Source organism: Vagococcus sp. CY52-2 (assembly GCF_022655055.1).
In the GTDB taxonomy this organism is placed as follows: domain Bacteria; phylum Bacillota; class Bacilli; order Lactobacillales; family Vagococcaceae; genus Vagococcus.
Genome location: NZ_CP093384.1, coordinates 347,061 through 371,004, shown reverse-complemented (window position 1 = coordinate 371,004; position 23,944 = coordinate 347,061). Strand labels below are relative to the sequence as shown.

Below are 23,944 nucleotides of genomic sequence, written 5' to 3'. Positions count from 1 at the left end.
TTCACAAAAAAGTCAATTTTTTTGACTGTGACTTTTTAAACAAACATGCTTCTATTTTTTTAGCGTTCTAGAGTAGTACCAAATACTAATAATTGTCACTAAACTCACAAATGCACCGTATATCAGTAAATGATTCACAAATTCACTTCTTGAAAGTCCAAATGAATTTAATTCAGTTAAAATAACACCTAATCCTAAAATAAATCCACTCATAGTTAATTGAGATGATTTAGCTAATACTTCTAAACCCAACTGATTTTTTTTTGCTTTACTTACTTGACGATAATAAATAAACATACTGACAAAAATGATAAGTAACGTAACGATTTGTATAATTAAATTCATAGTTAAGACTCCTCTATTATCGAATTAAAAAAACATGCTTTAAATTGTAACATTTTTTTTATCATTTGACTATTTTTTTATTGATTTAAAATGTTGGTATACATTAGTTGCGACCCGTTGAGGTAAGCCTGACTTAATCAAATCTTGAACACTTGCTTCCTCAATTTTTTTCATCGATTTAAATTTTGTCAATAATTGTTTTTTACGCTTTGGTCCAAGACCATCTATACCATCTAATTTAGAGGCAAAACTTGTTTTACTATGTGTTGAGCGATGAAACGTAATAGCGAATCGATGGACCTCATCTTGTATGCGCTGAAGCAAAAAGAATTCAGATGAATTACGTTTTAACGGAATAACTTCCAAATCTGGACCAAATAATAACTCACTTGTTTTATGTTGATCATTTTTTGCTAATCCTGCAATTGGTATATCTAAACCTAATTGATTGTCTAACACATCCTGAGCTGCATGTACCTGTCCTTTCCCACCATCAATTAAGATTAAATCTGGCATTGGTAAATTGTCCTTTATTACTCGCGAATACCTTCGATAAATCACTTCTTTCATTGAGGCATAATCATCTGGACCTTCAACTGTTTTAATTTTAAATTTACGATAGTCTTTTTTTGATGGTTTTCCGTCAATATAAACCACCATCGCAGAAACAGGATCTACTCCCATGATATTCGAGTTATCAAATGCTTCTATTCTATTAGGTATTGGAATATTCATTGCTTGTCCTAGCTTTTCTACCGCCCCAATCGTTCTATCTTCTTTTCGCTCAATCAAATTAAACTGTTCTTCCAAATAAATTTTGGCATTTTTATTGGCTAAATTCACTAAATCTTTTTTCTCACCGCGTTGAGGTTGTAAAATTTTAGTTGGAATCATCGCTTCGACAAGGCTTTTATCCAGTTCTTTTGGTAATAGTATTTCTTTGGGAATAAAATGGTGATTCTCTTGATAAAATTGCCCAATAAAAGTCAATATATCTTCTTCTGGCTCATTATAAAATGGAAAATCAAATACATTTCGTTCAATTAGTTTTCCTTGTCTAACAAAAAAAACTTGAACAACCATCCACCCTTTGTCAGCATAATAACCAAATACATCGCGATCAACAAAATCTGCATTCGTCATTTTTTGTTTGGTCATCACACTTTGAATAGACTGAATTTGATCACGATATTCTGCTGCTTTTTCAAACTCCATATTTTCAGAGGCTTTTATCATTTTTCCTTCAATTTCTTTTTGAATCTCGGTATAACCACCATTTAAAAACTTTTTAATTTCTTCTACCATCTCTTTGTACTTCGCTTCTACCACTGGGTTCACACATGGTCCTAAACATTGTCCCATATGATAATATAAACATACTTCATTTGGTAGATTTTTACATTTTCTAAGTGGATAGATTTTATCTAGTAGTCGCTTGGTTTCATTGGCTGCTTTAACATCAGGATACGGGCCAAAGTAAATGGCGTTATCTTTCAATACTTTTCTAGTAATAAGCAGTCTTGGTGCTTTTTCATTGGTAATTTTAATAAAGGGATAGCTCTTATCATCTTTTAACATGATGTTATATTTCGGCATATTTTTTTGAATTAAATTAATTTCTAACAATAGAGCTTCCGTGTTCGACTCTGTAATAATCGTTTCAAAATCTACAATCTCGCTAACTAGTCGTTGTGTCTTCTCATCATGCGTCCCTGTAAAATAAGACCGCACACGATTTTTTAAAATTTTCGCCTTACCAACATATATAATGGTATTATGTTTATCTTTCATCAAATAACAGCCTGGTTGATCCGGTAACAAAGCTAATTTATTTTTTATTCTTTCGTTCACTAGTTCAATCTCCTTGTACTCTCTCTTTATCAAGTCAAGTATACAATTTGTTGAAAAAAAAATCATTCCACAGTGATTATAGCACCATAGAATGATTATAATTTTAAAGATATTTATTAAATACTTGTTCTAATTGTGGTTTTTGTTGGACACCAACCATTTGTTCAACAACTTGACCATCTTTTTTAAGTAGTAATGTTGGAATACTCATAATTCCGTGTGCTTGACTTGTTTGAGGGTTTTCATCCACATTTACTTTAACAATTTTTACTTTGTCTTGGTATTCTGTTGCGATACCATCTAAAATAGGTCCTTGCATACGACATGGTCCACACCAAGGTGCCCAAAAGTCTACCAATACTAATCCTTCATCTGTTTCTGCTGCAAAGTTTGCATCTGTAATATTTTCTACCATATTCATTCATCTCCTAAATCATCTTTTATTTTATAAACTGATTATACCATCGGGGGTAGTAAAGAACTAACAATCTGCTCACTTTTTAGAAAGTTACAATTGTCGCGCCGTCTCCACCTTGATTGCTAGGAGCAAAATTATATTTTTTTACTCGACGATTATTTTTCAAGTACTCTTGTACCCCTTGTTTTAAAGCACCTGTTCCACGTCCGTGAACAATTGTTACTTGAGGATAACCTGCAAGTAAGGCTGCATCAATGTATTGATCAACTTCTGCTAAGGCATCTTCATAACGTTTACCACGTAAATCCAGTTGAGTTGAAACTGATTGACGACTACCGCCACCATCACTTTTCACCGTTGATACACGCATGCGAGATTCTTTCTCTGGTGCAATTCGTGTCATGCCATCTTCTGAGACAGTCATCTTCAGAATACCTAATTGAACTTGCCACTCTTTATTGCCAACTTTCTCAATCAATGTTCCTCTTTGACCAAATGCTTCAACTAAAACATCATCACCAACTTTAAATGTTTTTTTCTCTTTCGCTTTTTTCAAGACTTTATTTTTCTTCAAGTGCGTTTCATCATGTTTTAGATTTTCTAATCCTGATTTAACTTCAATCAATTCATGTTCTTTAACGGATTGATTATTCCCTGTTCTTAGTTGCATTTGACGAATCTCTTTAATCATTTTTTCCGATTCTTCTTGCGCTTTACTGATGACTTCATTTGCTTCTTTTTTCGCTTTATTCATCTCTTTTTCACGTTCAGTAAAGAATCGTTCATACGCTTCTTTTAAATCATGATAAAGATTTTCCGCCTCATCAGCATAGTGACGCATTTCCAAATATTCGGTTTCCGTCATTTTCCGTTGATTTTCTAAATCAGAAATCATATCATTTAAATCTTGGCTTTCTCCGTCAATAAGTTGTTTAGATTGCTCAATGATATCAGGTGATAACCCTAAACGTTTTGATATTTCAAACGCGTTACTTCGACCAGGAATTCCAATTAACAAATGATATGTTGGACTAAGTGTATCAACATCAAATTCCATACTAGCATTAATTGTATTTGGACGATTATAGCCATAAACTTTTAACTCAGGGTAGTGAGTCGTTGCCATAACATAGGCGCCGATTTCTCCCACTTTATCTAGAATAGAAATAGCCAATGCTGCTCCTTCTTGTGGATCTGTCCCCGCTCCTAACTCATCAAATAATACCAAACTATCTGAATCAAGATTATCTAAAATTGACACAATATTTGTCATATGTGAAGAGAACGTTGATAAATTCTGTTCAATTGATTGCTCGTCCCCAATATCTGCATAAATATTTGAAAAGATTCCAATACTACTTTCTTCTCCAACAGGAATTGGTAACCCTGATTGCCCCATTAATTGAAGTAATCCTAATGTTTTAAGCGTAATCGTCTTACCACCTGTATTCGGTCCAGTGATGACCACAGCTTGATACTCTTTACCAATTACAATATCATTTGGTACCACAACATCTTCATCAATTAGTGGATGTCTAGCTTGTTTAAGGTTAACATCCTTGTCCTCGCTCAATCTTGGCACAACAGCTTTCAATTGTTTACCAAATAATGCTTTACTATTAATGAAATCTAGTTTACCTAAAACATAGGCATTTTGTAAAATATCTTGTCTGTAAGGTTCTAATTCATTAGAAAGCTCAGCTAAAATACGCTCGATTTCTTTTCTTTCAGCAATTTGGTGTTGTCTTAAACGATTATTTAATTCAACTACTTGCCTTGGCTCAACAAAAACTGTTTGACCAGATGCACTTTGATCATGAACAACACCACCAAAATGACTGCGATACTCACTTTTTACTGGGATAACATAGCGATCATTTCTCATTGTCACGATCGTATCACTCAAGTAATTTGAATTTTTTCCACGAAGTATGCCATCAAGCTGTTCTCTAACTGCTTGCTCTGACCGTCTAATACTTTGTCTAATTTGTTTTAATTCAGGTGACGCGTCATCTGTTACATGACCATCTTCATCAATTGATAATCGAATGATTTTTGATAAATCAGGTAACGCAATCATTTTTTCTGACCAATCATATAATCGATGTAAAGCAACCTCAGCATCGTTTAAATCATCAAAAAAGGATTGAATCTCTAATACTGTTCTTAGCACACGTCCAACTTGAGCTAACTCAACCCCATTAAGCATGGCACCTATTTCAATTCGTTTCATATGTGGTTTAATATTTTCTAAAATCGGCATAGGAATCCCACCACGCAAACGTAGAACTGTCATCCCATCTTCCGTTTCCATTAATGCTTCTTCTATCTCATCATATGAATGAGAAGCCTTTAACTCACTCACATGCTCTAATCCTGATTTTGTCACAATATGTTGTGATAATAATTGTTTCACTTTATCAAATTCTAAAATGTCTTCTATTGTCTTTTTCATTCTATTTCACTTCCTAAAATACGACTTATGTAAATAAAGAGCCCATTTTACTAGGCTCTTCTTTTATAAAATAATTTGTTTAATCCACCACTGATACAAACTAGATGACAGTATTGGGGTATGTTCAATCATCGCTCTAGCAACACCTGAACTAGCAAAAGCATTTTGAATAAAACCTAGTGGTATCATGCTTATTATCGTTAACACGATGACTAATCCAATATAGGTTAAAGCAAGATTAATTAATCCTCCAACTAACTGGTTACTTTTATGAAGCAATGGAATAAAAGTTAATCTATAACACAACATACCGACAAATTTTGTTACCAAATAGCCTACGACTAAAACAATTAAAAAGCCAAATGCTGCATAAAAAGCTTTATCTAAATCAAATATCAGCTGATTATCAAAAACAGCTAGTTTCGTTGTCTTTGTTGGCGCAGGATAAGGGATTAATAGTTCAATTTTTTTTCCTACAGATTGATACATGCTTTTTGCCATAAAAAAACTTAACAAATAGCCCACAAAATAAACCAACTGTAAAGTAAAACCTCGTCGATAGCCTGCATAAAATCCTGTCAATAATACTAAAATACTAATTATTGTTATAACCATTGAAAAACCTACTTATTTTTTTATTTGTTTGATTGTTGTTTTTTCTTCTGATGATTGTTGCGTTTAATTTTTTCTTTTGCTTGTTCATTCACAATTTTTTGAATCTCAATCTGATTCAACATCTCTTCATCTGTTAACTCTCGATTTTCTTGTATCACTTTTTTTCGTGTTTCTTTTTCTCTTGACTCGATTTTATCAAGACGTTCTTCTAACTTCTTCATTTTTTCTAGTTCATCTTCTAATTCACTAATATCTTTTTTTAAGTTTAAAATTGTTTCCTGCTGTTTTATTTGAACAGATAGTGTATTAATCGCTAATAAGATAGCAGCCTGTTCTGTTGATAGCTTAGGAGCATGTTTCATAATTGTTTCAAGCTGCTCGTTTGCCAACTGATTAACAATATCCATATGATGATGACTTTCTTTTCCTATGATTGTATATGTATTACCAGCAATGGTTGCTTTATATCGTTTGTTCTCTTCAAAAGCCATTTTAAATCCTCCCATAAATCCTTCACTAAAAGAAGCAACTTAATTATATATGACTTTCTTTTAATTGACAATTCAGCAAGTTGTACCTTAAGAATCATTCATGATAAAAACATGTTATACTTAACATAAATTTTTTAAAAAGGAAGTTGAATATGCAACAAACTATAACATTATTAGCCTCTGACAAGCTAATCAGTGAACTAACAACAGCTTATGAATCATATTTCCAAAAAACACCCCCATACGCATTATTTCAAGCCAAAATTCCTGGAGTAGTTATCACAGCTTATCAATCAAAAAAAGTTGTCTTTCAAGGAGTCAACGCTGAAAAAGAAGCCGCTATGTGGGAAAAGCGTGGAGCTAATACGACGCAAAAAAAACAATCTTCTAGTTCTTCAAACTCGTTGCCAAAAGATTTTGCTTCATGGAACGTTGTGGGGAGTGACGAGGTTGGAAATGGTAGCTATCTTGGACCAGTTGTTGTCTGTGCTGCTTATGTTGATGACACACATATGCCACTATTAAAAGAGTTAGGCGTAAAAGACTCAAAAATGTTAACGGATCATGACATTAAACGGATTGCCAAAGAAATCATCCATGTCATACCTTACCGAAAACTAGTATTAACACCAAAAAAATATAATGAAATCCAACCAGAATACAATGTCAATCGAATGAAAGTTGCCTTACATAATCAAGCCATCTATCTTTTAATGCAAGATATCAGCCCAATTACCCCTAAAGGTATACTAATTGATCAATTCACTCCTGAATCAAACTATCGCAAATACTTATCAAAAGAGCAAAATCGGGTGACTAAACCTCTTTACTTTACAACGAAAGGTGAGCAATATCATTTGTCTGTTGCTGCAGCTTCTATTATCTGCCGAGCAGAATTTTTAACTAGTTTAGAAAAAGCAAGTCAAGAACTTGGATTTACTATGCCTTCAGGTGCTGGACAAAAATCAGATATAGCTGCTGCTAACATCATCAAAAAAGGTGGCATGCCCCTTTTAGAACAATATGCAAAAGTTCATTTTGCCAATACGCAAAAAGCCTACCATTTAATTAATCGTTAAATACAAAATTGTTTTGTTTATTTTGGAATATGTCTTCTAGTAGTGGTATTTTATAAAAAATTACACATTTTCGTCTTTTCCGTCAGTAAAAGAACGACGTAAAAAATTTACGTCGTTCTTTTTTGATCGTTTTTGATTACACTTGAAGAAGTTTGTAAAAAGGAGAAAAAATATGCCGATAAAAAATCATATAAAATTATTACTTGCCACAGCACTATTATCTGTTGGTATACATACTCATGCCGTAGAGGTTCCTGTCGCTACAACTAGTAGTTCAACCATCGTTACTGATACACCACAACACACGAATCTAACAACTGATGAGTACATTTCTATGAGCGCTACTGATTTAGCTAAGCTAGTAAGAGAGAAAAAAGTTACAACCGAAGAATTAATTGATTTAGCTTTTCAAGTCAATGACATAGAAAACCCACGAACAAATGCTTTAATTACAACAAGAAAAGACCTTGCTTTAAAAGAAGCAAGCGAGATGGTCGATAACGGTCAACCATTTTTTGGTGTCCCTATTGTAATGAAAGGATTAGGTCATAGTATCGTTGGTGGAAGTAACTCCAATGGGTTAGATTTTAACAAACATGTCACAACAAAATTTAACGGGCGTATTGCCAAATCATTACAAGATTTAGGCTTTGTTATCATTGGTCAAAGTAACTACCCCCAATTAGGATTGAAAAATGTGACTGATTCGACTCTTTATGGCCCTACTGGAAGTCCCTGGAATCCTAACTATCAAGCCGGTGGGTCTTCTGGTGGCTCTGGTGCTGCCGTGGCATCTGGTGTGGTGCCTGTTGCGTCTGGTAGTGATGCTGGTGGCTCTATCAGAATTCCAGCATCATGGAATGGTCTTGTCGGATTAAAACCTTCTAGAGGCATCATTTCAGGAAATGCTAAAACTGGACAAGTCGTCAATTTCCCACTTGCTAAAAATATGGAAGACACAACAGCTTTGTTTGAGAATCTATTAACATCTGATATTAATCCTACACCGGCTAATCTTACTGGTATAAAAGTAGGTTACACCACTACTTCACCTGTTGGGACACCTGTCAGTGATGATGCTAAACAAGCTGTTATGAACGCTGTTAACTTTTTAAATTCAAAAGGATTTGTCACTGAAGAAATCTCTATTCCAGTTGATGGGATTAAACTAATGCATGGTTATTATGAGATGGCAACTGCTTCAGGTAGTTTAGCCAACTTTTTAGCTAAGCAAACATTAAAAAGAAGTTTACATATAGACGATGTTGATCCAGTTACGTGGGCTCTTTACCAAGCGAGTGAATTGGTTCATAAAGAAGACTTAGAAAAAGTCAATGCTTATAACGATGAGGTTAAAGAAACAATGGAAGCTTTGTACAAAGACTATCCTTTAATATTAACGCCAACTACGGCTTCAACTGCTCCAGGGCTAACTGAATCTTTACTAACACCAGAATACGCTGAACAAATTAAACATATTGATGAGTTAAAAACAAAAGATGAACGAATGAAAGTTGTCTACGATCAATGGTTAAATTCATTGGCTTACACACCTTTTACTCAGTTAGCAAATTTAACTGGCCAACCTGCTATTAGTTTACCAACTTATGTCAGCAAAGGTAATTTACCTTTAGGAATACAATTTAATGCTGCGACAAATCAAGATAGACTTTTACTAGAAATAGGAAAATTATTTGAAGAAAATAATCAATTTAAGCAACTACACACTAAAAAAGATGTAGTCATTCCTGAAACAAGCGATACAATGACGTCCTCTACTGAATCGACAACAGAAACTGAGTCTAGTTCTTCTTTAAGTAGCGAAAGTGAAACAAGTCAGACAAATAACACTATCAGTCAATCTGAAAATGAGTCGACACAAGAAACAACTAGCGTAACAGATACAATACTTTCAGAAAGTAATACTGACTCTACAACTCAAACGATAAGTGACGAATCAAAGAATTCTACCACTAGTACTTCCGAGACAACAGATGTAACAGTAAGTAGTAGTCAACAAGAATCAAGTTCTACGTCATCCTCTTCTACTCTAATAACTGAAGATGATAATACTTTAGTCACTCCTGCTCCTGAAACAACTGATAGTACAGAAATAAGTTCTAGTAAACAATCAAGTCAATCAGCCAGTTCAGAGACTAGTGAAACAAGTAGCCAGACAGACACTAATTCTCAGAAAACAGTTTCTAAAAATAAAAAAGTAAACAATGTTAATCAAGAACTAAACTCTTTATCTCGTCTTCCTAAAACAGGAGAGGTTGTTCAAAAATATCTGCCATTCATAGGAATTCTAATCATTGGTTTAGCAGCTATTTTTTGGTATATGAAAAAGAAAAAACAATAAACATAAAACTGACAGTTGATTTATTCACTGTCAGTTTTTGTATACCATAACTAATTCAATTTCATTTGTGTCCTCATCAATTTGAGTTTCACTAATTTTAAATCCTTCTTTAGTGTAAAAATTTACTGCTTGCTTATTTTTTTCATAAACAGTTAAAGATAATTCTTCAAAATCAACTTTTGCTCGTTCTATTAGTTTATTTCCGATACCTTGCCTTTGATAATCAGACGATACAAATAATCCCGCTATATAGCTTTCTAAAATACCTAAAAAGCCAATAATTTTTCCATTTTCATCTGTTGCTATATAGATATCTGCTTTAGGTAGCTCTTTTTCTACAAACTCTATATTGTCTTCCCAATATGAATTAGCTATATAGGAGTGGGCCTTTTTGTTAGTATCAAGCCAAATCGACATAATATCTTGTAATTGATTTTCCATTAAAACCTCTAATTTAGTGATCATCTTAGCATCCCTTCCTAATATCTTTGCATGAAAGAAAACAATGGATAAGTTAAAATCCCAATTAATATACCTAATGTCATATCTTTTATAACATTTCCCAAAACAATCCCGATTAGAAGACTTAAAAATAATACAGTATAGCTTCCTTTATACTTTTTCATTTACTTTCCCTCTTCTCAAACTTCCAAAACTCTACAAAAAAAGCTAAACCCAATCATATCAAGGGTTTAGCTCTTATTTTAAGATGTTTAATCTTCTTCTGCTTCGAATGCATTGAAAACTTCTTCAATCATATCCCATTCAGCTTCTGTTTCAATTTCCATTAAACGACCTTCTGCTTCGTTATCTTCTTGCTCATAAGCATAAGCTAATAATTCAACTTCTTCACCTTCTGGTGTACTTGCATCATATAATAATACATAATCTCTACCGAATTGTTCTTTACCATCAATTGTTAAGTGAATACGAAATAATACTTCATTTCCTTCATCATCAATTAACGTAATTAAATCATCTGCCTCATGTTCATGATCGTGGTTACAGTCATCTGTGTGTACATGTTTATCTGTCATCATTTATTCCTCTTTTCTGTTCATCTTTGCTTCCTCTTCATTATACAAAAAAAAAGATAAAAAGGCTATTAAACCTTTTTATCCAAATAATTTTGAAGAATCATTACAGCAGCTAATTTATCAATCACTTTTTTTCGCTTGGCTCGAGACGTATTAGCTTGCTCAACTAACATTCTCTCAGCTGCGACAGTTGACAATCGCTCGTCTTGATAAACGACTGGTAAATTAAAGGTTTCTTTTAATAAATCACCATAAGCTATTGCTGCTTCTGCTCTTGGACCAATCGTATTATTCATGTTCTTAGGTAAGCCAACCACAAATTCTTCAACTTCGTATTGTTTGACTAAATCTGCTACACGTTCAATACCGAACTCGCCTTCATCTTCATTAATTTTTATAATTTCTAACCCTTGGGCTGTCCAACCAAGTAAGTCACTTACGGCAACACCAACAGTTCTAGATCCTACATCTAATCCCATTTTTCTCATAATAGATCGATACCATTATGCACTAAATAGTTTTTTACCAATTCTTCCATAATTTCGTCTCTCTCATGACGACGAATTAAATTACGAGCATCTTGATAACGCGGAATATAGGCTGGGTCTCCTGATAATAAGTAACCAACAATTTGATTAATAGGATTATAGCCTTTTTCTTTTAGCGCCATATAAACAATCGCTAATGTTTCACTTACTTCACGTTTATTGGCATCCCCAAAATCAAATTGGACTGTTTCATCAACAAAACTCATTGCAATTCCCCCCTTTAATATGTCTCTATGTTATTTTAACTCATAGTGTTTGAAACAACAATTAATAACTCAAACTTTTACAAAGTATTAATTATTGAGGTAAATTGAAGCGACTTCCCACTTCATAGCTATCATCTAGCTCTAAAATTCCTTTTTCTTTTGGTGCATTTGGTAAGTGTAATTCTTTTGCAGAACAAACCATACCAAAACTTTTCACACCACGTAATTCTCCAGGCCAAATAATTAAGCCATCAGGCATCATAGCACCTACTTTTGCAACAACTACCTTTAAACCAGCTTTAATGTTTGGTGCACCACATACAATTTGTAGATGTTCACCATTATCAACCTCAATGTCGTTTACCGTTAAGTGGTCAGAATCTTCATGTGGTATACATGTATGAACATATCCCACAACAAATTTTGGCGAATGATCTACTTCAAACTCATGAGAAAATCCTGCCTCTTTTAATGTCAAATTAAGCTCAGTAATTTGTGATGATGATAACTCGATTTGGCCATTTCCATTTAAATTAGTAATATGATCTGACGCATCAAAAATATTCCAACCCAAAATGTGATCTGTTTCATTTTCTATAATACAAGCTACATTATCTTTTTTAACAACAGATACTTCTTTACTATTTCCTTTTGCTACAACAATAATCAGCGTGTCACCAACTGCTTCTAAATTATAACTAACAATCATTAATTTTTTCCTCACCATTCTTTTTGTTTTACTCAGGTCGAACAACTAAGACATCACATGGTGCTGTTCGTATAATATGATCACTCACACTTCCCATAACTAATCGTTCTACCGCATTTAATCCTGATTGTCCAACCATAATTAAATCTGTATCATATTTTTCTGGCAGTTCTGTTGCCATCATCACTTTAGGGGAACCAAACTCTAAGGTTGCTTTTACTCGGTCATAACCTAAATCGTTTGCTATCTGGAGATAGCTCTCGAGCAACTCTTTTGCTTGATTAGTTTCTTCTTGAACAATATCTGGAGAAAAAGTAGAAAACGCCATAGTCCCGCCGTATAATTTATTTTCGATGATATGTGCTACAACGATATCTGCATTATTACGTTTTGCCACAGCGACAGCCTTTTCAAATGCTTGTTGGGCTTGTTCACTACCATCTGTTCCAACTAATATTGAACGATATTCTTGTGATTCTAACATACTATCTCCTCCTTTTATAATTCACTGATAAACGTCATAATTTCTTCTTTCGTTTTACGGTCTTTACTAACAAAACGACCTAGCTCTTTACCGTCTTTGATTGCTACAAAACTTGGAATGCCTAGTATTTCCCATTTTTGGCAAATATCGATAAACACATCTCTATCCACTTGGACAAACGTGTATTCAGGAAAACTCGCTTCAATTTCTGGCATGTCTGGTTTAATAAAGACACAATCACCACACCAATCAGCTGTAAAAAATAGCATGGTTTTTCCTTCTTCAAGTGGTTTAGCTAATTCTTCATACGTTGTTGGGATTAACATCTCTTCACTACTTTCCGTATATTATTGTATCAACTTCTGTTTTATCTAATGTTGTGATTAATTTCAAGACCATTTCTCTTGCAGCTTCATAGTCTTTGATACTAAACATGGTTTGATGAGTATGGATATAACGACCTGGCACACCAATTACCGCACTTGGAACCCCGTCATTGACTAAGTGTGCTGCACCTGCGTCTGTTCCACCTTTTGAAACAAAGTATTGATAGGGAATGTTATTATCTTCTGCTAACTCAAGGATATATTCACGCATGCGACCTAACATAATCATTCCTGGATCAAATATTCTTAATAAGAATCCTTCATCTAATTGACCGTTTGCATCTTTTTTACCTGACATATCATCAGCTGGTGAGCAGTCCACTGCAAAGAATAAATCAGGTTTAAATTTGTGAGTCGATACTTTTGCTCCACGTAACCCAACTTCTTCTTGCACGTTTGCTCCTGCAATTAAGGTATTTGGTAATTCTTGACCATATAATTCTTCTAAAACATCTAACACCAGTGTACAACCATAGCGATTATCCCACGCTTTTGAAATGAGTCGTTTACCGTTTGCTGTTTTAATTGTTTCAGCTTGAGGAACAATCCCGTCTCCTGGACGTACGCCAAATTCTTCTGCTTCTTCTTTTGATACAAATCCTGCATCAAATAAAATATCCGCAACATCTATTCCCTTTTGCTTATTTGCTCCTCTTAATAAATGCGGTGGAACTGATGTCGAAATAATTGGATAGTCACCTTTTTTTGTTTGTAACGTAAATCGTTGTGCCGATACAGTGTAAGGATTCCATCCACCTAAAGGGACGACTCTAAACAATCCATTTTCTAAAATTTGACTCACCATAAAACCAACTTCATCCATGTGAGACGCTAACATGATACGTGGTGCTTCGTTTGATTTGTTTTTACGAATACCAAACACACCACCTAATCCATCATATTCTACTTTATCAACAAATGGTGTCATTTCTTTAGCCATAACCCGTCGCATGTTGTCTTCAAAGCCACTGACACTTTGAATTTCAGTTAATGTTTTTATACGATTAAATAATTTATCATCCATGATTATCTACTAATTATATAATTAGTAGTTCACCTCTCTTTCTTCTTCACTTAATTATAACATAAGCAAAGCTTAGTCAAAAACCAATCACTTGATTTTTTAACTTCTTTTTTCTTTCCATTTTAATCATTTATGCTACAATAATAACATCAGTATTACCATAGGAGGTAACGACATGTTTCATAAAAAACAAAAAACAAAAGAAGTTTATCATCATGGATTAACGACTGGTTTAGGTATTGGTTTAGCAATGGGTGCCGTTGCTGGTGCTTTAGTCACAAAATGGTACAAAGAAAATAAAGTTCTTTCAGCAGACGATATTTTAGAGCAAGTAAAATCTGATTTTCTACAAGATGGCCCAATCGAAGGCTCTTGGATTCACTTTAAAAAGGAACCTTTAGACAAATTTGCTATTAAAACAGATGTCTATACAGGTGGTATTTCTCGTGTTGAAGAAGGACAACTTGTTCAATATGAATTTACAGCAGATGCTCATACTGGTTCAATCATTGATATCCATAAAATTGAAGATTAATAGATAAGAGTGTGTTGATTTTTTATCAGCACTCTTTTTTTCGTATAAAAAAACTCCCTCAGAAATGTTCCCGAGAGAGTTTAATTTATGACTAGATATTAATGGAATTGCATTCCACCATCTACAATAATTGTTTGACCAGTAATGTAATTTGAGTCTGGTCCTGAAAGGAATGATACCACACTTGCTACTTCTTCTGGTTCAGATAAACGTTTCATTGCAATATCTTTAGCAAAAGTTTGCATTCCCCATTCATCATCTTTTCCTGCATTTTTACCAACTTGATGAGCAATGTCATACATCATAGGTGTTTTAACAATACCTGGAGCATAAGCATTTACTGTGATTCCTTCTTCAGCTAAATCACGTGCCGCGATTTGAGTCATTCCGCGAACCGCAAATTTTGATGAACTATAAAGCATTAAATTAGGGTTTCCTACAACACCGGCTTGAGATGTTGCGTTAATCACTTTACCGCCGTGACCAAATTTACGGAACATTTCTGTTGCGATTTGAGTTCCCCATAATACTCCACCAACATTAATGTCATAAACTTTTTTGAAAAGTTCTGGCGTAATGGTTTCAATTGGTGTTGTTGGAGCAATCCCAGCATTATTTACCATAACATGCAAATCACCAAATGTTTCAACAATCACTTGAATAGCTGAAGCTAATTGTTCTCTATCAGAAACATCAGCTGTTGCAGCAAAAGCATTCTCTCCTAAGTGTTCAACCGCTTTTTGTGCGATGTCCTTATTATAATCAATCACACCTACTTTAAAGCCATCGTCATATAATCGTTTTGCAATAGCAAAACCAATTCCTTGTCCTGCTCCTGTAACTATCGCAACTTTACTCATAATTCTATCTCCCCTTTAGCGGGTTGTCTATTGTGACAATCAACAATCCTTATTTTTTCTTGTTTAGTATACTGCTACTATTAATTTGTTGCAAATTACTTTTTATTGTTATTTAATTTATTGCTAAATACCCACATTTTATGCTTTGTCAACCTTTTCATAAATACATTATTGTTTTATTTATAACAAAAAAGAACCTAGAGTTATTCTAGATTCTTTTTTATATAATTTAATGTTAATGAAGAATTCGTCCTTCTTTAAGGTTATCTCCTACTTTTTTAAAGATTCTCTCTGCTTTTGGATACAAAATATACCCAACAATGAAGAATCCGATTGTTATACTAATCAAAATAGTGATAGCTTTAAGTGCTGACGGCCAATAAATACCACCCACTGATTCTCTTAATAAGTTTACAGCATAGGTAAAAGGAATATAAGGGTTAATTGCTCTAAAGAACGGTCCTGACATTTCAATTGGGAAGTTTCCTCCACCTGCTGAAATAGAAAGAACCAAGATAATAATGGCAATTCCTTTACCAAGATTATCAAATAAAGCAACTAGCACATACACCATCATCATAAAGGCTAAATCAATAATTAAAGCAAATATCACATTCCATACTGGATTTTTTGTATAGGTTCCAAGGAGTAATTGATTTCCAACTGTTACAATTAACGCTTGGAAGAAACCTACTACCAAGAATGTTCCCATACGAGCTAAAAACTGTTGACGTTTTGAAAAACGCCCTACGTGTTCCTCGTCTAAATGGAATTTAGTTGATGCAATACTTGAAAATAAGACTGCCCCAACCCATAAACAAAGTGCTGTATAAAAAGGCGTACTTGCTGATCCATAGTTTGGAACAGGATACACATCTTTCGTTTTAAGTTTGACCGGACTAGAAATAAACTTACTCTCAGCATTAGCATCTCCCTTAAGATACTTCACTGCCTCCTCTAAATCAATGTCCTTTTCCCCTTTTCTAATGGCATTTGCTGCCTTTTGAACACCTTCTTTAACATTCGGCCAGTCTTCTTTAATCATCACTTCTGCTGCATTTAAAGCTGTTTCCAATTTAGGTGCCTTTTCATTAACTTTGGACATGGTCTCTTTTACATCATTTTCAATTCCAGGTAAATCATTTTTAATAAATAATGTTGCCTTATTCATTTTACTTTGAACAACAGGAAAATCATTTTTAAAAAAATCAGCACCTTGATTAATACCATTAATAATTAAATCCATATTGCCATTTAGCATAACATTAGCTGTATGAATCTCATCTTGAATAGCTGGCATCTCTTTTTGATAATCCTTCAAGAATCCTATTGCTTCATTAATAATACCTGTTGTATTTGTTAATAAACTATCCAACGTTTTCATTGTATTGTTATCAATAATTGTACCAGTAATGTTTCCGGCTGACGTTAACATGTGTTGAACATTTTTTAATGTTTGATCAACTTGTGCTTCAATTTCTTGTGGGTTGATTGATACAACAATCTGATTTAATGTATTGCTGATTTCAGTTAATTTTGCTTGTAATTGAGCAGGTGCGTCTGCGTAGCTTTCCCAATTATCTAAAATAGATTGAACGTTTGCCTGAGCATGACTCACATGTGATTCTAAATCATCTAATTGTGCCAATGCATTAGAAAAATCAGGTGCATTTGGTAAGGTAGATAATTGAGTCAATGTTTCTTTTAATGACTGAATAATTTGTAGTTGTGTGCTTAATTGGTTATCCAGTTTTACAAGTTGAGCATGAATTTGTGCTGTATGTGTTTCAGTATCTAATGCCGCAATATCAGCTGCTAATTTAGCTGACACTTTAGACAAGGTATCTAATACTTCCAATCCTTGTGTCAATCCTTCTGTCACTGTTGGCAACACATTTGCTATCTCTTGTAATTGTTTTTGTAAATCCGGAATCATGCCATCAGCTGTGTTAATCAACTCTGTCACGTCTGGTAACACTTTTTGTGCTGTTCCAATGACTTCTAACCCTTTTGTTGCTTCATTAATGGCCTCATCCATCATCTTCACAATTTTATCCATGTCATTGTCAGCTTTGTTTAACTGAGTTCCGGCATTTTTAATTTTTGGAATATTTCCTTGAACATCATAAACGATTTGACCATATTGGGCTATCTCAGGTAATTTTCCATTTAATGCCACAACTTTGTCCGTTGTTTTATTTAATTCAGGAATATAATCAACAAATTCATTAGCCAATGCTAGTTTTTGTTTAAATTCTGGCATTTTAGTTTGTAATTCCAAAACTTCTTTTGTATAGCCATCTATCTCATCAAGATTTTCATCTACTTTGATAATTTTTGACGTAATTTTTTTAATAGAAGGTAAATTGGCATCAAGGTTAAACCCAATCTCATTAAATACTTCTAATAATGTTTTACTAGCTGTTTCAATAAATTCTGTTGAAATAGTATCTTGAATGGTCCCAGCACCTTTATCAGATATTTTTGGTGCAATGGCATTAATTTTTTGGTTCACTTGATATTCAATTTCTGGATAATCAATTTCACCTTTAGTAAAACTTAAAAGATTCTCAGTGAAGTTCTTTGGTAAATAAATTCCTGCATAATACTTACCAGTTTTCACTTTATCATCAAGCTCTTGCTTTGATGACACAAATTGCCAGCCAATTGTTTTATTATCTTTTAAATTTTCAACTATCTCTTCACCAATATTGATTTCTTTACCTTTCAAATCAACTGTTTGATCATCGGAATAAATCCCAATCTTGATACCACCAGTATTTGAATATGGATCCCATAGTGCAGCAATGTTAAACCATGCATATAACGATGGGATAATCATCAATGCTATCATCAATACAAACGTGAGCTTGTTATGAAAAATCCTTTTCCAATCTAGTACAAATAAATCCCATACATTTTTTATTCTATTTAACATTGAATTGACCTCTCATCCTCTATAAAATCATTCCAATTTCTATGTGGTATTTCACCATACTCACGAAAGACATCAGATAATATATCTTCTACTGTGATTCTTTCTAATTCTTTGTTCCATTTTTTATCCGCTCGCGAAAAGCACTCGGCAATTTGTTCATCACCTGTTTGAGCAATTTTAGTAAAATCACTAAAAGCTCTCTCTAAAACACCCACTTTTGGAAATGAGTGAAACGGCTCTTCTATTGCTTCAACAATGTGTAATAGCGTAATATCAGATAACTCTTTTTTAATGTAAAATCCACCATTATTTCCAGATACCCCTTCAATAATATTTGAAACCACTAACTTTCTTAGTAACTTTCTAATATAAGAAGAAGAAACTGACAGTTTTTGATAAATTGCGATTGATGACACAGGTACGTCTTTTTCCTGTGTCGATAATAATGCCATGATTGCCAACGCTTGTTCCGTTGCATTGGTTAACTTCAAGTGATATCACTTCCTCTCATTCTTACATTCGGCTATTATAGACTTTTTTTATCCACAATGCAATAGAAAGGTTTCATTATTTTATCATTTTCAATACAACATGTTTTTGGAATAAAAAAAGAACAGTTCTATTCGGACTGTTCTCATATGATTTTTAAATACTAATGAACTCTCCTGGTTCTAATACTTTACCTGTATTTTCTGGTAATAAACCAATAAACTCATATGGATTTTGTTCTATAACAGGAAAGGTATTATAATGAATCGGTATAGTCAATTTTGCTTGAATAACGTTTGATGCTTTTGCAGCGTCTGCTATCCCCATTGTAAAGTTGTCACCAATTGGTAAAAAAGCGACATCTAAATCAAAATCATCTTTCAACAAAGATAAATCACTATAAAAAGCAGTATCTCCGGCATGATAAATTGACTTATTATCAATGGTAAAGATAAATCCAGCGGGTTCTCCCATATAAATCATCTCACCATCCAACTCATATCCTGAACTGTGTTGTGCAAAAACCATTTTAACTTGACCAAACGGAAAATCAAACTTTCCTCCTATATTCATAGGATGAACATTCTTAATTCCTTGACTTGTTGCAAAATGACAAATTTCTGGAATAGCAACAACTTGAGCATTGTTTTTTTTAGCTAAATAAACCAAATCCCCCACATGGTCACTATGTCCATGAGTAATAAAAATATAATCTATTTCCACTTTTTCTAGTGTTAGGTCTGTTAATTTATTTCCTGTAATAAATGGATCAATTAAAATACGAGTATGATCATCTGTTTCTATAATAACGACTGAATGACCATGATAACTAATTTTCATATAATTTCCTCCTAACTTATTAGATAAATCAATTATACCTATTTCTATAAAATAACTCAAAAAACTGAATGGAATAATACCATTCAGTCATGCTTTAGACTTGTTTTTTTAGAAACATCTTAATAAAAAATAACTAGGGGGGATAGCTTATTTCTATATAAGATAAACAAATTATTTTCTTATTTTCAAGCCTAATGATTAACATAAAAAATTATAGCAGGGTCCAATCTCTATAAAGGCATGACCACTACATCTTTACTATATAATGTTAGTTTTTTTAAAAAGAGGGGATTGGTAATATCAATATAAAAATCTATTATATTGATAAAGAATAAAGATTAATTTCCTTGTATTTTTTGTTTTTTATGTTCTTCTTTTATTTCATTTAATAACTTGTCATCTAAAAGTAAATCCAACGCTGTTTCTGCTAACAACTGGGCAGCAATTCCTATTGAATTTAAACCTTTCTCACTTTTAGCGGCTGCTTTAAATTCTTCTGAATGACCTGCAATGTATTCATCAGAGATAGATACTGTTGGTTGAATGGTTGGAATCACTTGACTAACATTTCCAACATCGGAAGAACCGATATTTTGTCTTTCACCACTATATATTTCTTCTTCTGAAATACCGATTCTCTCAAAATGACTAACAAAAATATCATCAAATGTTGGTGTCACAATAATATCATCTACTCCATTTTGAAATAACCCAAATTTGTAATCTGCTCCTGTCGCAATTGACGCACATTTAACAATATTTTCAACTTTTTGATAGACATCATCTAACGTTTTTCTATTAGCTGCTCTTAAATAAAAACGTCCAGACGCATATTCAGGAACAACGTTCGCAGCAACTCCCCCATTAGTAATAATGCCATGAATATTCACATCTTTTGGTAGATGAAGCCTTAGTCCATTAATACCATTAAACACTTGTATTAAAGCATCGAGCGCATTAACTCCCTTTTCAGGTGCTGCTGCAGCATGAGAAGCCACACCAAAGAATTCAATATCTACCGGATCGTTTGCTAATCCTAAAGCCGTCTTGCCATACTTGTGTGCAGGATGAACGCAGAGGGCGGCATCAACATCATCAAAAAATCCCTCTCTTACAAAACTACCTTTAGCTGATCCATTTTCCCCTCCTTCTTCTCCAGGTGTTCCATAAATGCGAATTTCACCACCAACTTCATCTATCACTTGTTTTAATGCACTAGCAGCTAAAACTGAATAGTTTCCAAATAAGTTATGTCCACATGCATGACCAATTCCAGGTAAGGCATCGTATTCAGCCAAAAATGCTAAAGTTGGTCCAGGCTTGCCAGATTTATATCGTGCATCAAATCCTGTATGGTGACCAGCAACATTTTTTTTAACGTCAAAACCTTCTTTTTTCAATTGATTAATTAATACATCTGATGAGTAAACTTCATAGTTACTGACTTCCGGATGGGCGTGTATGTCTAATGCTAGTTCTTTATATATAGGTAATTGTTTTTTAATATAATTTTTTATAATTGCTGATTGTTCTGCTCTTGTCATAGTCCTTTTCTCCTTTAAGTAGCCTTATTTTTTACCAAATGTATCCCATGCTGGAATACTTGAGCCTTTAGATGTTTCTTCAATCACTTTTTTCGTATCTTCTGTTTGATAAGCATCTACTATTTTTTGGTATGTTTCGTTATCTTCATCTTCTTTTCTTGCCACAATAATATTGACATATGGTTTTGATGTATCGTCTACTGGTTCTAAGAATATCGCATCTTTCGTTGGATGGTATCCAGCATCTACTGCCACACCACTATTGATAATAGCTGCTGCAACATCTTGTAAAGAACGAGGTGTTTGAGAAGCATCTAATTCTTCAATTTTTAAATTCAATTTATTCTCTGTAATATCACTCACTGTTGGTGATTGTTTTTTGGCTGGATCAACTTTGATTAACCCTGCTGTTTGAAGAAGTAATAACGCACGCCCCCCATTTGTTACATCATTTGGAATAGAGATGGTGTCTCCATCTTTTAGTTCTTTAACATCTTTAATTTTTTCTGAATAGATTCCCAAAGGTGCATTCACTGTATTCCCAATTGATACTAAATCTGTCCCATGTTCTTGATTAAAGTTATCTAAAAAGATTTGATGTTGGAATGAATTTAAATCAATATCACCACTATCTAAAGCCACGTTTGGTTGACTATAATCAGTAAATTTTACATATTCTAGATTAATTCCTTCATCTTTCAATCTCTTTTGTACATTATCCCAAACATCTGTGTCTGATCCGACAACACCTAATTTTACTGTCATTTCTTTTCCGCTTTTTGATTCAGATATTGCCTCTTTATTACCTGAACCACACCCTGTAACAACTAATAATACTACTGCAACTGCTACGATATATCCGACAAATTTTTTCATATTTCATTCTCCTTTTGATTGTTAATGGCTTATTTTTTTTATGATAAAGTTACTAATTCCCTGACAAATAAATACGATTAATAAAATAATAATCAATGCTGCCCAAGTGACATCACTTTGAAATCTATTATGGCCTCTTGATATGGCTAGATTCCCTAACCCTCCAGCCCCAACTGCTCCAGCCATCGCTGTTAACCCAATCACATTGATAATCGTGAGGGCTGAAACTCTGACAATGCCTGGTAAACCTTCTTTTAAATACACTCTAAAGATAATTCCTAAAGGACTTGTTCCCATTGCCTCAGCCGCCTCAATAACTCCCGGGTCAACTTCGAGTAACGCGACTTCAATCTGTCTTGCAAAAAATGGGACAACTCCTGCAACAAGTGGTACAAGTGCTGCTGTTGCGCCAATTGTTGTTCCTGCAATCACACGCGTCACAACATTTAATAAAGCCAGTAAGATGATAAATGGTATGGAACGAACTACATTCACAATTTTATCTAATAGGTGATACAAATATTTTTGTTCTAATAATCCACCTGGTCGAGTGACGACTAAAATAACACCAAATATCAAACCAAATATTCCCGCAATAATGGCTGTCCAAAACGACATGTATAATGTTTCAATAGTCGCTTGCTTAAATTCATCTGGAATTTGACTCACATTTGGTAGATAATTTTCAATTAACCTTTGCATAATGATTCACTCCTTCCACTTCAACTGGCTCATCTGCTTTAACGATTGTAATTTTCACGCCTTCAGCAATAAGATATGCTACTGCTTCTTGTCGTTTATCAATGTCACCTGACAAACTGACCACTAAGCTTCCCAATGGAACATCTTGAATAATTTCAACATTTCCATAAAGAATATTGGCTGATACTTGGAAACGACTGTACAGTTGTGAAATTAATGCTTCATTGGTTTGACTTCCTATATAAGATAATTCAATCAGCCAAATATCGTTGGATGAATCAATAAACGATTGACTATTCAGTATCGTTTCTAGGGCTTGATCAATATGTGAAGCTGTTCGAATAAATGTCTGAGTCAATTCTTTTTCCGCTTGGCTGAATAATGTGACACTGTCTCCTTTTTCAACAATCTCGCCATTTTCCATTACGGCAACTTTATTACATATTTCTTTAACCACCTGCATTTCGTGGGTAATAAGTACAATGGTTAGATTTAACCGTTTATTCAATTCTTTTAATAGAGATAAAATCTGTAATGTTGTTTTTGGATCAAGAGCACTTGTTGCTTCATCACATAAAAGAATTTCTGGGTCATTTGCTAAAGCTCTTGCAATAGCAACACGTTGTTTTTGCCCACCTGACAATTGGCTTGGATACGCGTCATGTTTATCAGATAAACCAACTAATTCTAATAATTCTGTTACTTTTTCTTTTCTCTCTTGTTTTGATTTTCCTGAATACTTTAATGAAAAATCAACATTATCAAAAATAGTACGACTTGCCATTAGATTAAAATGTTGGAAAATCATCCCAATGGACTGTCTCTTTCTTCTTAAATCCTTTCCCTTTAAATTGGTAATGTTTTCTCCTTTTATAATGACCTCACCTGATGTCGGTCGTTGTAATAAATTAATCACTCTCACTAACGTACTTTTTCCTGCACCAGAAAAACCGACAATGCCATAGATATCACCTTTATCTATAGTTAGATTAACATCTTTGACAGCATTAATTTGTCTGTCTGGTTGATAGAATGTTACTGATATATCTTTCAACTCAATCATTTTATTTCCTCCAAATTCATTTATAAAAAAACATCCTCAAGAAAACAAACCCTGTCATTTGTTTTCTTGAGGACGCTTGTGCGTGTT

General features: G+C 33.7%; 26 protein-coding genes and 1 other annotated feature (1 of these 27 running past the window's edge). Of the genes, 3 read left to right on the top strand and 23 right to left on the bottom strand.

Translation table 11 applies throughout. The features are described from left to right. Positions 1–51: 51 nt before the first annotated feature. The 6 genes from MN187_RS01860 to zapA all read right to left on the bottom strand — a co-directional run bounded on the left by MN187_RS01860 (position 52) and on the right by zapA (position 6,175). Entirely contained in the window at positions 52–345 is a 294-nt protein-coding gene (locus MN187_RS01860; RefSeq protein ID WP_117972495.1) for a hypothetical protein, read from the bottom strand. Between the two features lie 69 nt (positions 346–414). Continuing rightward, a complete protein-coding gene (gene uvrC, locus MN187_RS01855) occupies positions 415–2,196 on the bottom strand; it encodes an excinuclease ABC subunit UvrC (RefSeq protein ID WP_242094094.1) in 1,782 nt (593 codons plus the stop codon). A 103-nt stretch (positions 2,197–2,299) separates the two neighbouring features. Further along, positions 2,300–2,611: a thioredoxin gene (gene trxA / locus MN187_RS01850; RefSeq protein ID WP_117972493.1), complete on the bottom strand. Its 312-nt coding sequence runs from the start codon at positions 2,609–2,611 to the stop codon at positions 2,300–2,302. A gap of 85 nt (positions 2,612–2,696) precedes the next feature. Further along, complete coding sequence (locus tag MN187_RS01845) at positions 2,697–5,069, bottom strand: endonuclease MutS2 (RefSeq protein ID WP_241699274.1); 2,373 nt, start codon at positions 5,067–5,069, stop codon at positions 2,697–2,699. A 63-nt stretch (positions 5,070–5,132) separates the two neighbouring features. Beyond that, on the bottom strand, positions 5,133–5,684 hold the full coding sequence (locus tag MN187_RS01840; protein ID WP_117972491.1) for a CvpA family protein: 552 nt from the start codon (positions 5,682–5,684) through the stop codon (positions 5,133–5,135). Positions 5,685–5,704: 20 nt separating this feature from the next. Further along, positions 5,705–6,175 carry a cell division protein ZapA gene (zapA, locus tag MN187_RS01835; RefSeq protein ID WP_158559368.1) on the bottom strand — a complete coding sequence of 157 codons (471 nt, stop codon included), beginning with the start codon at positions 6,173–6,175 and terminating at the stop codon, positions 5,705–5,707. Between the two features lie 152 nt (positions 6,176–6,327). Here zapA and rnhC point away from each other — a divergent pair, with 152 nt between their 5' ends. Continuing rightward, entirely contained in the window at positions 6,328–7,254 is a 927-nt protein-coding gene (gene rnhC / locus MN187_RS01830; RefSeq protein ID WP_241699273.1) for a ribonuclease HIII, read from the top strand. Between the two features lie 172 nt (positions 7,255–7,426). Continuing rightward, a complete protein-coding gene (locus MN187_RS01825; protein ID WP_242094091.1) occupies positions 7,427–9,616 on the top strand; it encodes an amidase family protein in 2,190 nt (729 codons plus the stop codon). A gap of 30 nt (positions 9,617–9,646) precedes the next feature. Here the strand turns inward: MN187_RS01825 and MN187_RS01820 are convergent, their stop codons facing one another. The 9 genes from MN187_RS01820 to pepA form a co-directional block, all read right to left on the bottom strand. Next, on the bottom strand, positions 9,647–10,057 hold the full coding sequence (locus MN187_RS01820; protein ID WP_199500884.1) for a GNAT family N-acetyltransferase: 411 nt from the start codon (positions 10,055–10,057) through the stop codon (positions 9,647–9,649). Positions 10,058–10,095: 38 nt separating this feature from the next. Next, positions 10,096–10,242, bottom strand: coding sequence for a hypothetical protein (locus tag MN187_RS01815; RefSeq protein ID WP_158559366.1), 147 nt, complete (start codon positions 10,240–10,242; stop codon positions 10,096–10,098). 87 nt (positions 10,243–10,329) lie between these two features. Next, entirely contained in the window at positions 10,330–10,653 is a 324-nt protein-coding gene (locus MN187_RS01810) for a DUF1292 domain-containing protein (RefSeq protein ID WP_117972487.1), read from the bottom strand. Between the two features lie 68 nt (positions 10,654–10,721). Further along, positions 10,722–11,141: a Holliday junction resolvase RuvX gene (ruvX, locus tag MN187_RS01805; protein WP_117972486.1), complete on the bottom strand. Its 420-nt coding sequence runs from the start codon at positions 11,139–11,141 to the stop codon at positions 10,722–10,724. After that, a complete protein-coding gene (locus MN187_RS01800) occupies positions 11,138–11,407 on the bottom strand; it encodes an IreB family regulatory phosphoprotein (protein ID WP_117972485.1) in 270 nt (89 codons plus the stop codon). The genes ruvX and MN187_RS01800 overlap by 4 nt, the downstream gene beginning before the upstream one ends. 91 nt (positions 11,408–11,498) lie before the next feature. Continuing rightward, positions 11,499–12,116, bottom strand: a complete 618-nt coding sequence (gene ytpR, locus MN187_RS01795) for a YtpR family tRNA-binding protein (RefSeq protein ID WP_117972484.1) — start codon at positions 12,114–12,116, stop codon at positions 11,499–11,501. A gap of 28 nt (positions 12,117–12,144) precedes the next feature. Next, positions 12,145–12,600 (bottom strand): universal stress protein, encoded by a 456-nt coding sequence (locus MN187_RS01790; protein WP_117972483.1) that lies wholly within the window; start codon positions 12,598–12,600, stop codon positions 12,145–12,147. Between the two features lie 14 nt (positions 12,601–12,614). Beyond that, a complete protein-coding gene (locus MN187_RS01785; RefSeq protein ID WP_117972482.1) occupies positions 12,615–12,926 on the bottom strand; it encodes a thioredoxin family protein in 312 nt (103 codons plus the stop codon). A 7-nt stretch (positions 12,927–12,933) separates the two neighbouring features. Further along, positions 12,934–14,010: a glutamyl aminopeptidase gene (gene pepA, locus MN187_RS01780; protein ID WP_117972481.1), complete on the bottom strand. Its 1,077-nt coding sequence runs from the start codon at positions 14,008–14,010 to the stop codon at positions 12,934–12,936. A gap of 175 nt (positions 14,011–14,185) precedes the next feature. Here pepA and MN187_RS01775 point away from each other — a divergent pair, with 175 nt between their 5' ends. Continuing rightward, the gene (locus MN187_RS01775) at positions 14,186–14,545 is read left to right on the top strand and encodes a PepSY domain-containing protein (RefSeq protein ID WP_117972480.1); all 360 of its coding nucleotides are present in this window, start codon (positions 14,186–14,188) and stop codon (positions 14,543–14,545) included. Between the two features lie 98 nt (positions 14,546–14,643). On the opposite strand, the gene MN187_RS01770 is transcribed toward MN187_RS01775, so the two are convergent. From MN187_RS01770 to MN187_RS01735, 8 genes are all read right to left on the bottom strand, one after another. Beyond that, a complete protein-coding gene (locus MN187_RS01770) occupies positions 14,644–15,405 on the bottom strand; it encodes a (S)-acetoin forming diacetyl reductase (RefSeq protein ID WP_117972479.1) in 762 nt (253 codons plus the stop codon). A 235-nt stretch (positions 15,406–15,640) separates the two neighbouring features. After that, on the bottom strand, positions 15,641–18,343 hold the full coding sequence (locus MN187_RS01765; protein ID WP_117972478.1) for a YhgE/Pip domain-containing protein: 2,703 nt from the start codon (positions 18,341–18,343) through the stop codon (positions 15,641–15,643). After that, on the bottom strand, positions 18,337–18,834 hold the full coding sequence (locus MN187_RS01760) for an RrF2 family transcriptional regulator (protein WP_117972477.1): 498 nt from the start codon (positions 18,832–18,834) through the stop codon (positions 18,337–18,339). The genes MN187_RS01765 and MN187_RS01760 overlap by 7 nt, the downstream gene beginning before the upstream one ends. A 154-nt stretch (positions 18,835–18,988) precedes the next feature. Then, on the bottom strand, positions 18,989–19,672 hold the full coding sequence (locus MN187_RS01755) for a metal-dependent hydrolase (protein WP_117972476.1): 684 nt from the start codon (positions 19,670–19,672) through the stop codon (positions 18,989–18,991). A 338-nt stretch (positions 19,673–20,010) separates the two neighbouring features. Then, positions 20,011–21,216 (bottom strand): M20 family metallopeptidase, encoded by a 1,206-nt coding sequence (locus tag MN187_RS01750; RefSeq protein ID WP_117972475.1) that lies wholly within the window; start codon positions 21,214–21,216, stop codon positions 20,011–20,013. Positions 21,217–21,240: 24 nt separating this feature from the next. Continuing rightward, positions 21,241–22,092 carry a MetQ/NlpA family ABC transporter substrate-binding protein gene (locus MN187_RS01745; protein ID WP_117972474.1) on the bottom strand — a complete coding sequence of 284 codons (852 nt, stop codon included), beginning with the start codon at positions 22,090–22,092 and terminating at the stop codon, positions 21,241–21,243. Between the two features lie 21 nt (positions 22,093–22,113). Then, on the bottom strand, positions 22,114–22,794 hold the full coding sequence (locus MN187_RS01740; protein WP_117972473.1) for a methionine ABC transporter permease: 681 nt from the start codon (positions 22,792–22,794) through the stop codon (positions 22,114–22,116). Next, complete coding sequence (locus tag MN187_RS01735; RefSeq protein WP_117972472.1) at positions 22,778–23,857, bottom strand: methionine ABC transporter ATP-binding protein; 1,080 nt, start codon at positions 23,855–23,857, stop codon at positions 22,778–22,780. The genes MN187_RS01740 and MN187_RS01735 overlap by 17 nt, the downstream gene beginning before the upstream one ends. 65 nt (positions 23,858–23,922) lie before the next feature. Continuing rightward, positions 23,923–23,944, bottom strand: a binding site (T-box leader); it runs 218 nt beyond the window's last position.

What these genes read in the sequence shown, in the direction of transcription:
- MN187_RS01860 (WP_117972495.1), bottom strand. Translation starts at nt 345, where the DNA reads ATGAATTTAATTATACAAATCGTTACGTTACTTATCATTTTTGTCAGT.
- trxA (WP_117972493.1), bottom strand. Translation starts at nt 2,611, where the DNA reads ATGGTAGAAAATATTACAGATGCAAACTTTGCAGCAGAAACAGATGAA.
- MN187_RS01845 (WP_241699274.1), bottom strand. Translation starts at nt 5,069, where the DNA reads ATGAAAAAGACAATAGAAGACATTTTAGAATTTGATAAAGTGAAACAA.
- MN187_RS01840 (WP_117972491.1), bottom strand. Translation starts at nt 5,684, where the DNA reads ATGGTTATAACAATAATTAGTATTTTAGTATTATTGACAGGATTTTAT.
- zapA (WP_158559368.1), bottom strand. Translation starts at nt 6,175, where the DNA reads ATGGCTTTTGAAGAGAACAAACGATATAAAGCAACCATTGCTGGTAAT.
- rnhC (WP_241699273.1), top strand. Translation starts at nt 6,328, where the DNA reads ATGCAACAAACTATAACATTATTAGCCTCTGACAAGCTAATCAGTGAA.
- MN187_RS01825 (WP_242094091.1), top strand. Translation starts at nt 7,427, where the DNA reads ATGCCGATAAAAAATCATATAAAATTATTACTTGCCACAGCACTATTA.
- MN187_RS01820 (WP_199500884.1), bottom strand. Translation starts at nt 10,057, where the DNA reads ATGGAAAATCAATTACAAGATATTATGTCGATTTGGCTTGATACTAAC.
- MN187_RS01815 (WP_158559366.1), bottom strand. Translation starts at nt 10,242, where the DNA reads ATGAAAAAGTATAAAGGAAGCTATACTGTATTATTTTTAAGTCTTCTA.
- MN187_RS01810 (WP_117972487.1), bottom strand. Translation starts at nt 10,653, where the DNA reads ATGACAGATAAACATGTACACACAGATGACTGTAACCACGATCATGAA.
- ruvX (WP_117972486.1), bottom strand. Translation starts at nt 11,141, where the DNA reads ATGAGAAAAATGGGATTAGATGTAGGATCTAGAACTGTTGGTGTTGCC.
- MN187_RS01800 (WP_117972485.1), bottom strand. Translation starts at nt 11,407, where the DNA reads ATGAGTTTTGTTGATGAAACAGTCCAATTTGATTTTGGGGATGCCAAT.
- ytpR (WP_117972484.1), bottom strand. Translation starts at nt 12,116, where the DNA reads ATGATTGTTAGTTATAATTTAGAAGCAGTTGGTGACACGCTGATTATT.
- MN187_RS01790 (WP_117972483.1), bottom strand. Translation starts at nt 12,600, where the DNA reads ATGTTAGAATCACAAGAATATCGTTCAATATTAGTTGGAACAGATGGT.
- MN187_RS01785 (WP_117972482.1), bottom strand. Translation starts at nt 12,926, where the DNA reads ATGTTAATCCCAACAACGTATGAAGAATTAGCTAAACCACTTGAAGAA.
- pepA (WP_117972481.1), bottom strand. Translation starts at nt 14,010, where the DNA reads ATGGATGATAAATTATTTAATCGTATAAAAACATTAACTGAAATTCAA.
- MN187_RS01775 (WP_117972480.1), top strand. Translation starts at nt 14,186, where the DNA reads ATGTTTCATAAAAAACAAAAAACAAAAGAAGTTTATCATCATGGATTA.
- MN187_RS01770 (WP_117972479.1), bottom strand. Translation starts at nt 15,405, where the DNA reads ATGAGTAAAGTTGCGATAGTTACAGGAGCAGGACAAGGAATTGGTTTT.
- MN187_RS01765 (WP_117972478.1), bottom strand. Translation starts at nt 18,343, where the DNA reads ATGTTAAATAGAATAAAAAATGTATGGGATTTATTTGTACTAGATTGG.
- MN187_RS01755 (WP_117972476.1), bottom strand. Translation starts at nt 19,672, where the DNA reads ATGAAAATTAGTTATCATGGTCATTCAGTCGTTATTATAGAAACAGAT.
- MN187_RS01750 (WP_117972475.1), bottom strand. Translation starts at nt 21,216, where the DNA reads ATGACAAGAGCAGAACAATCAGCAATTATAAAAAATTATATTAAAAAA.
- MN187_RS01745 (WP_117972474.1), bottom strand. Translation starts at nt 22,092, where the DNA reads ATGAAAAAATTTGTCGGATATATCGTAGCAGTTGCAGTAGTATTATTA.
- MN187_RS01740 (WP_117972473.1), bottom strand. Translation starts at nt 22,794, where the DNA reads ATGCAAAGGTTAATTGAAAATTATCTACCAAATGTGAGTCAAATTCCA.
- MN187_RS01735 (WP_117972472.1), bottom strand. Translation starts at nt 23,857, where the DNA reads ATGATTGAGTTGAAAGATATATCAGTAACATTCTATCAACCAGACAGA.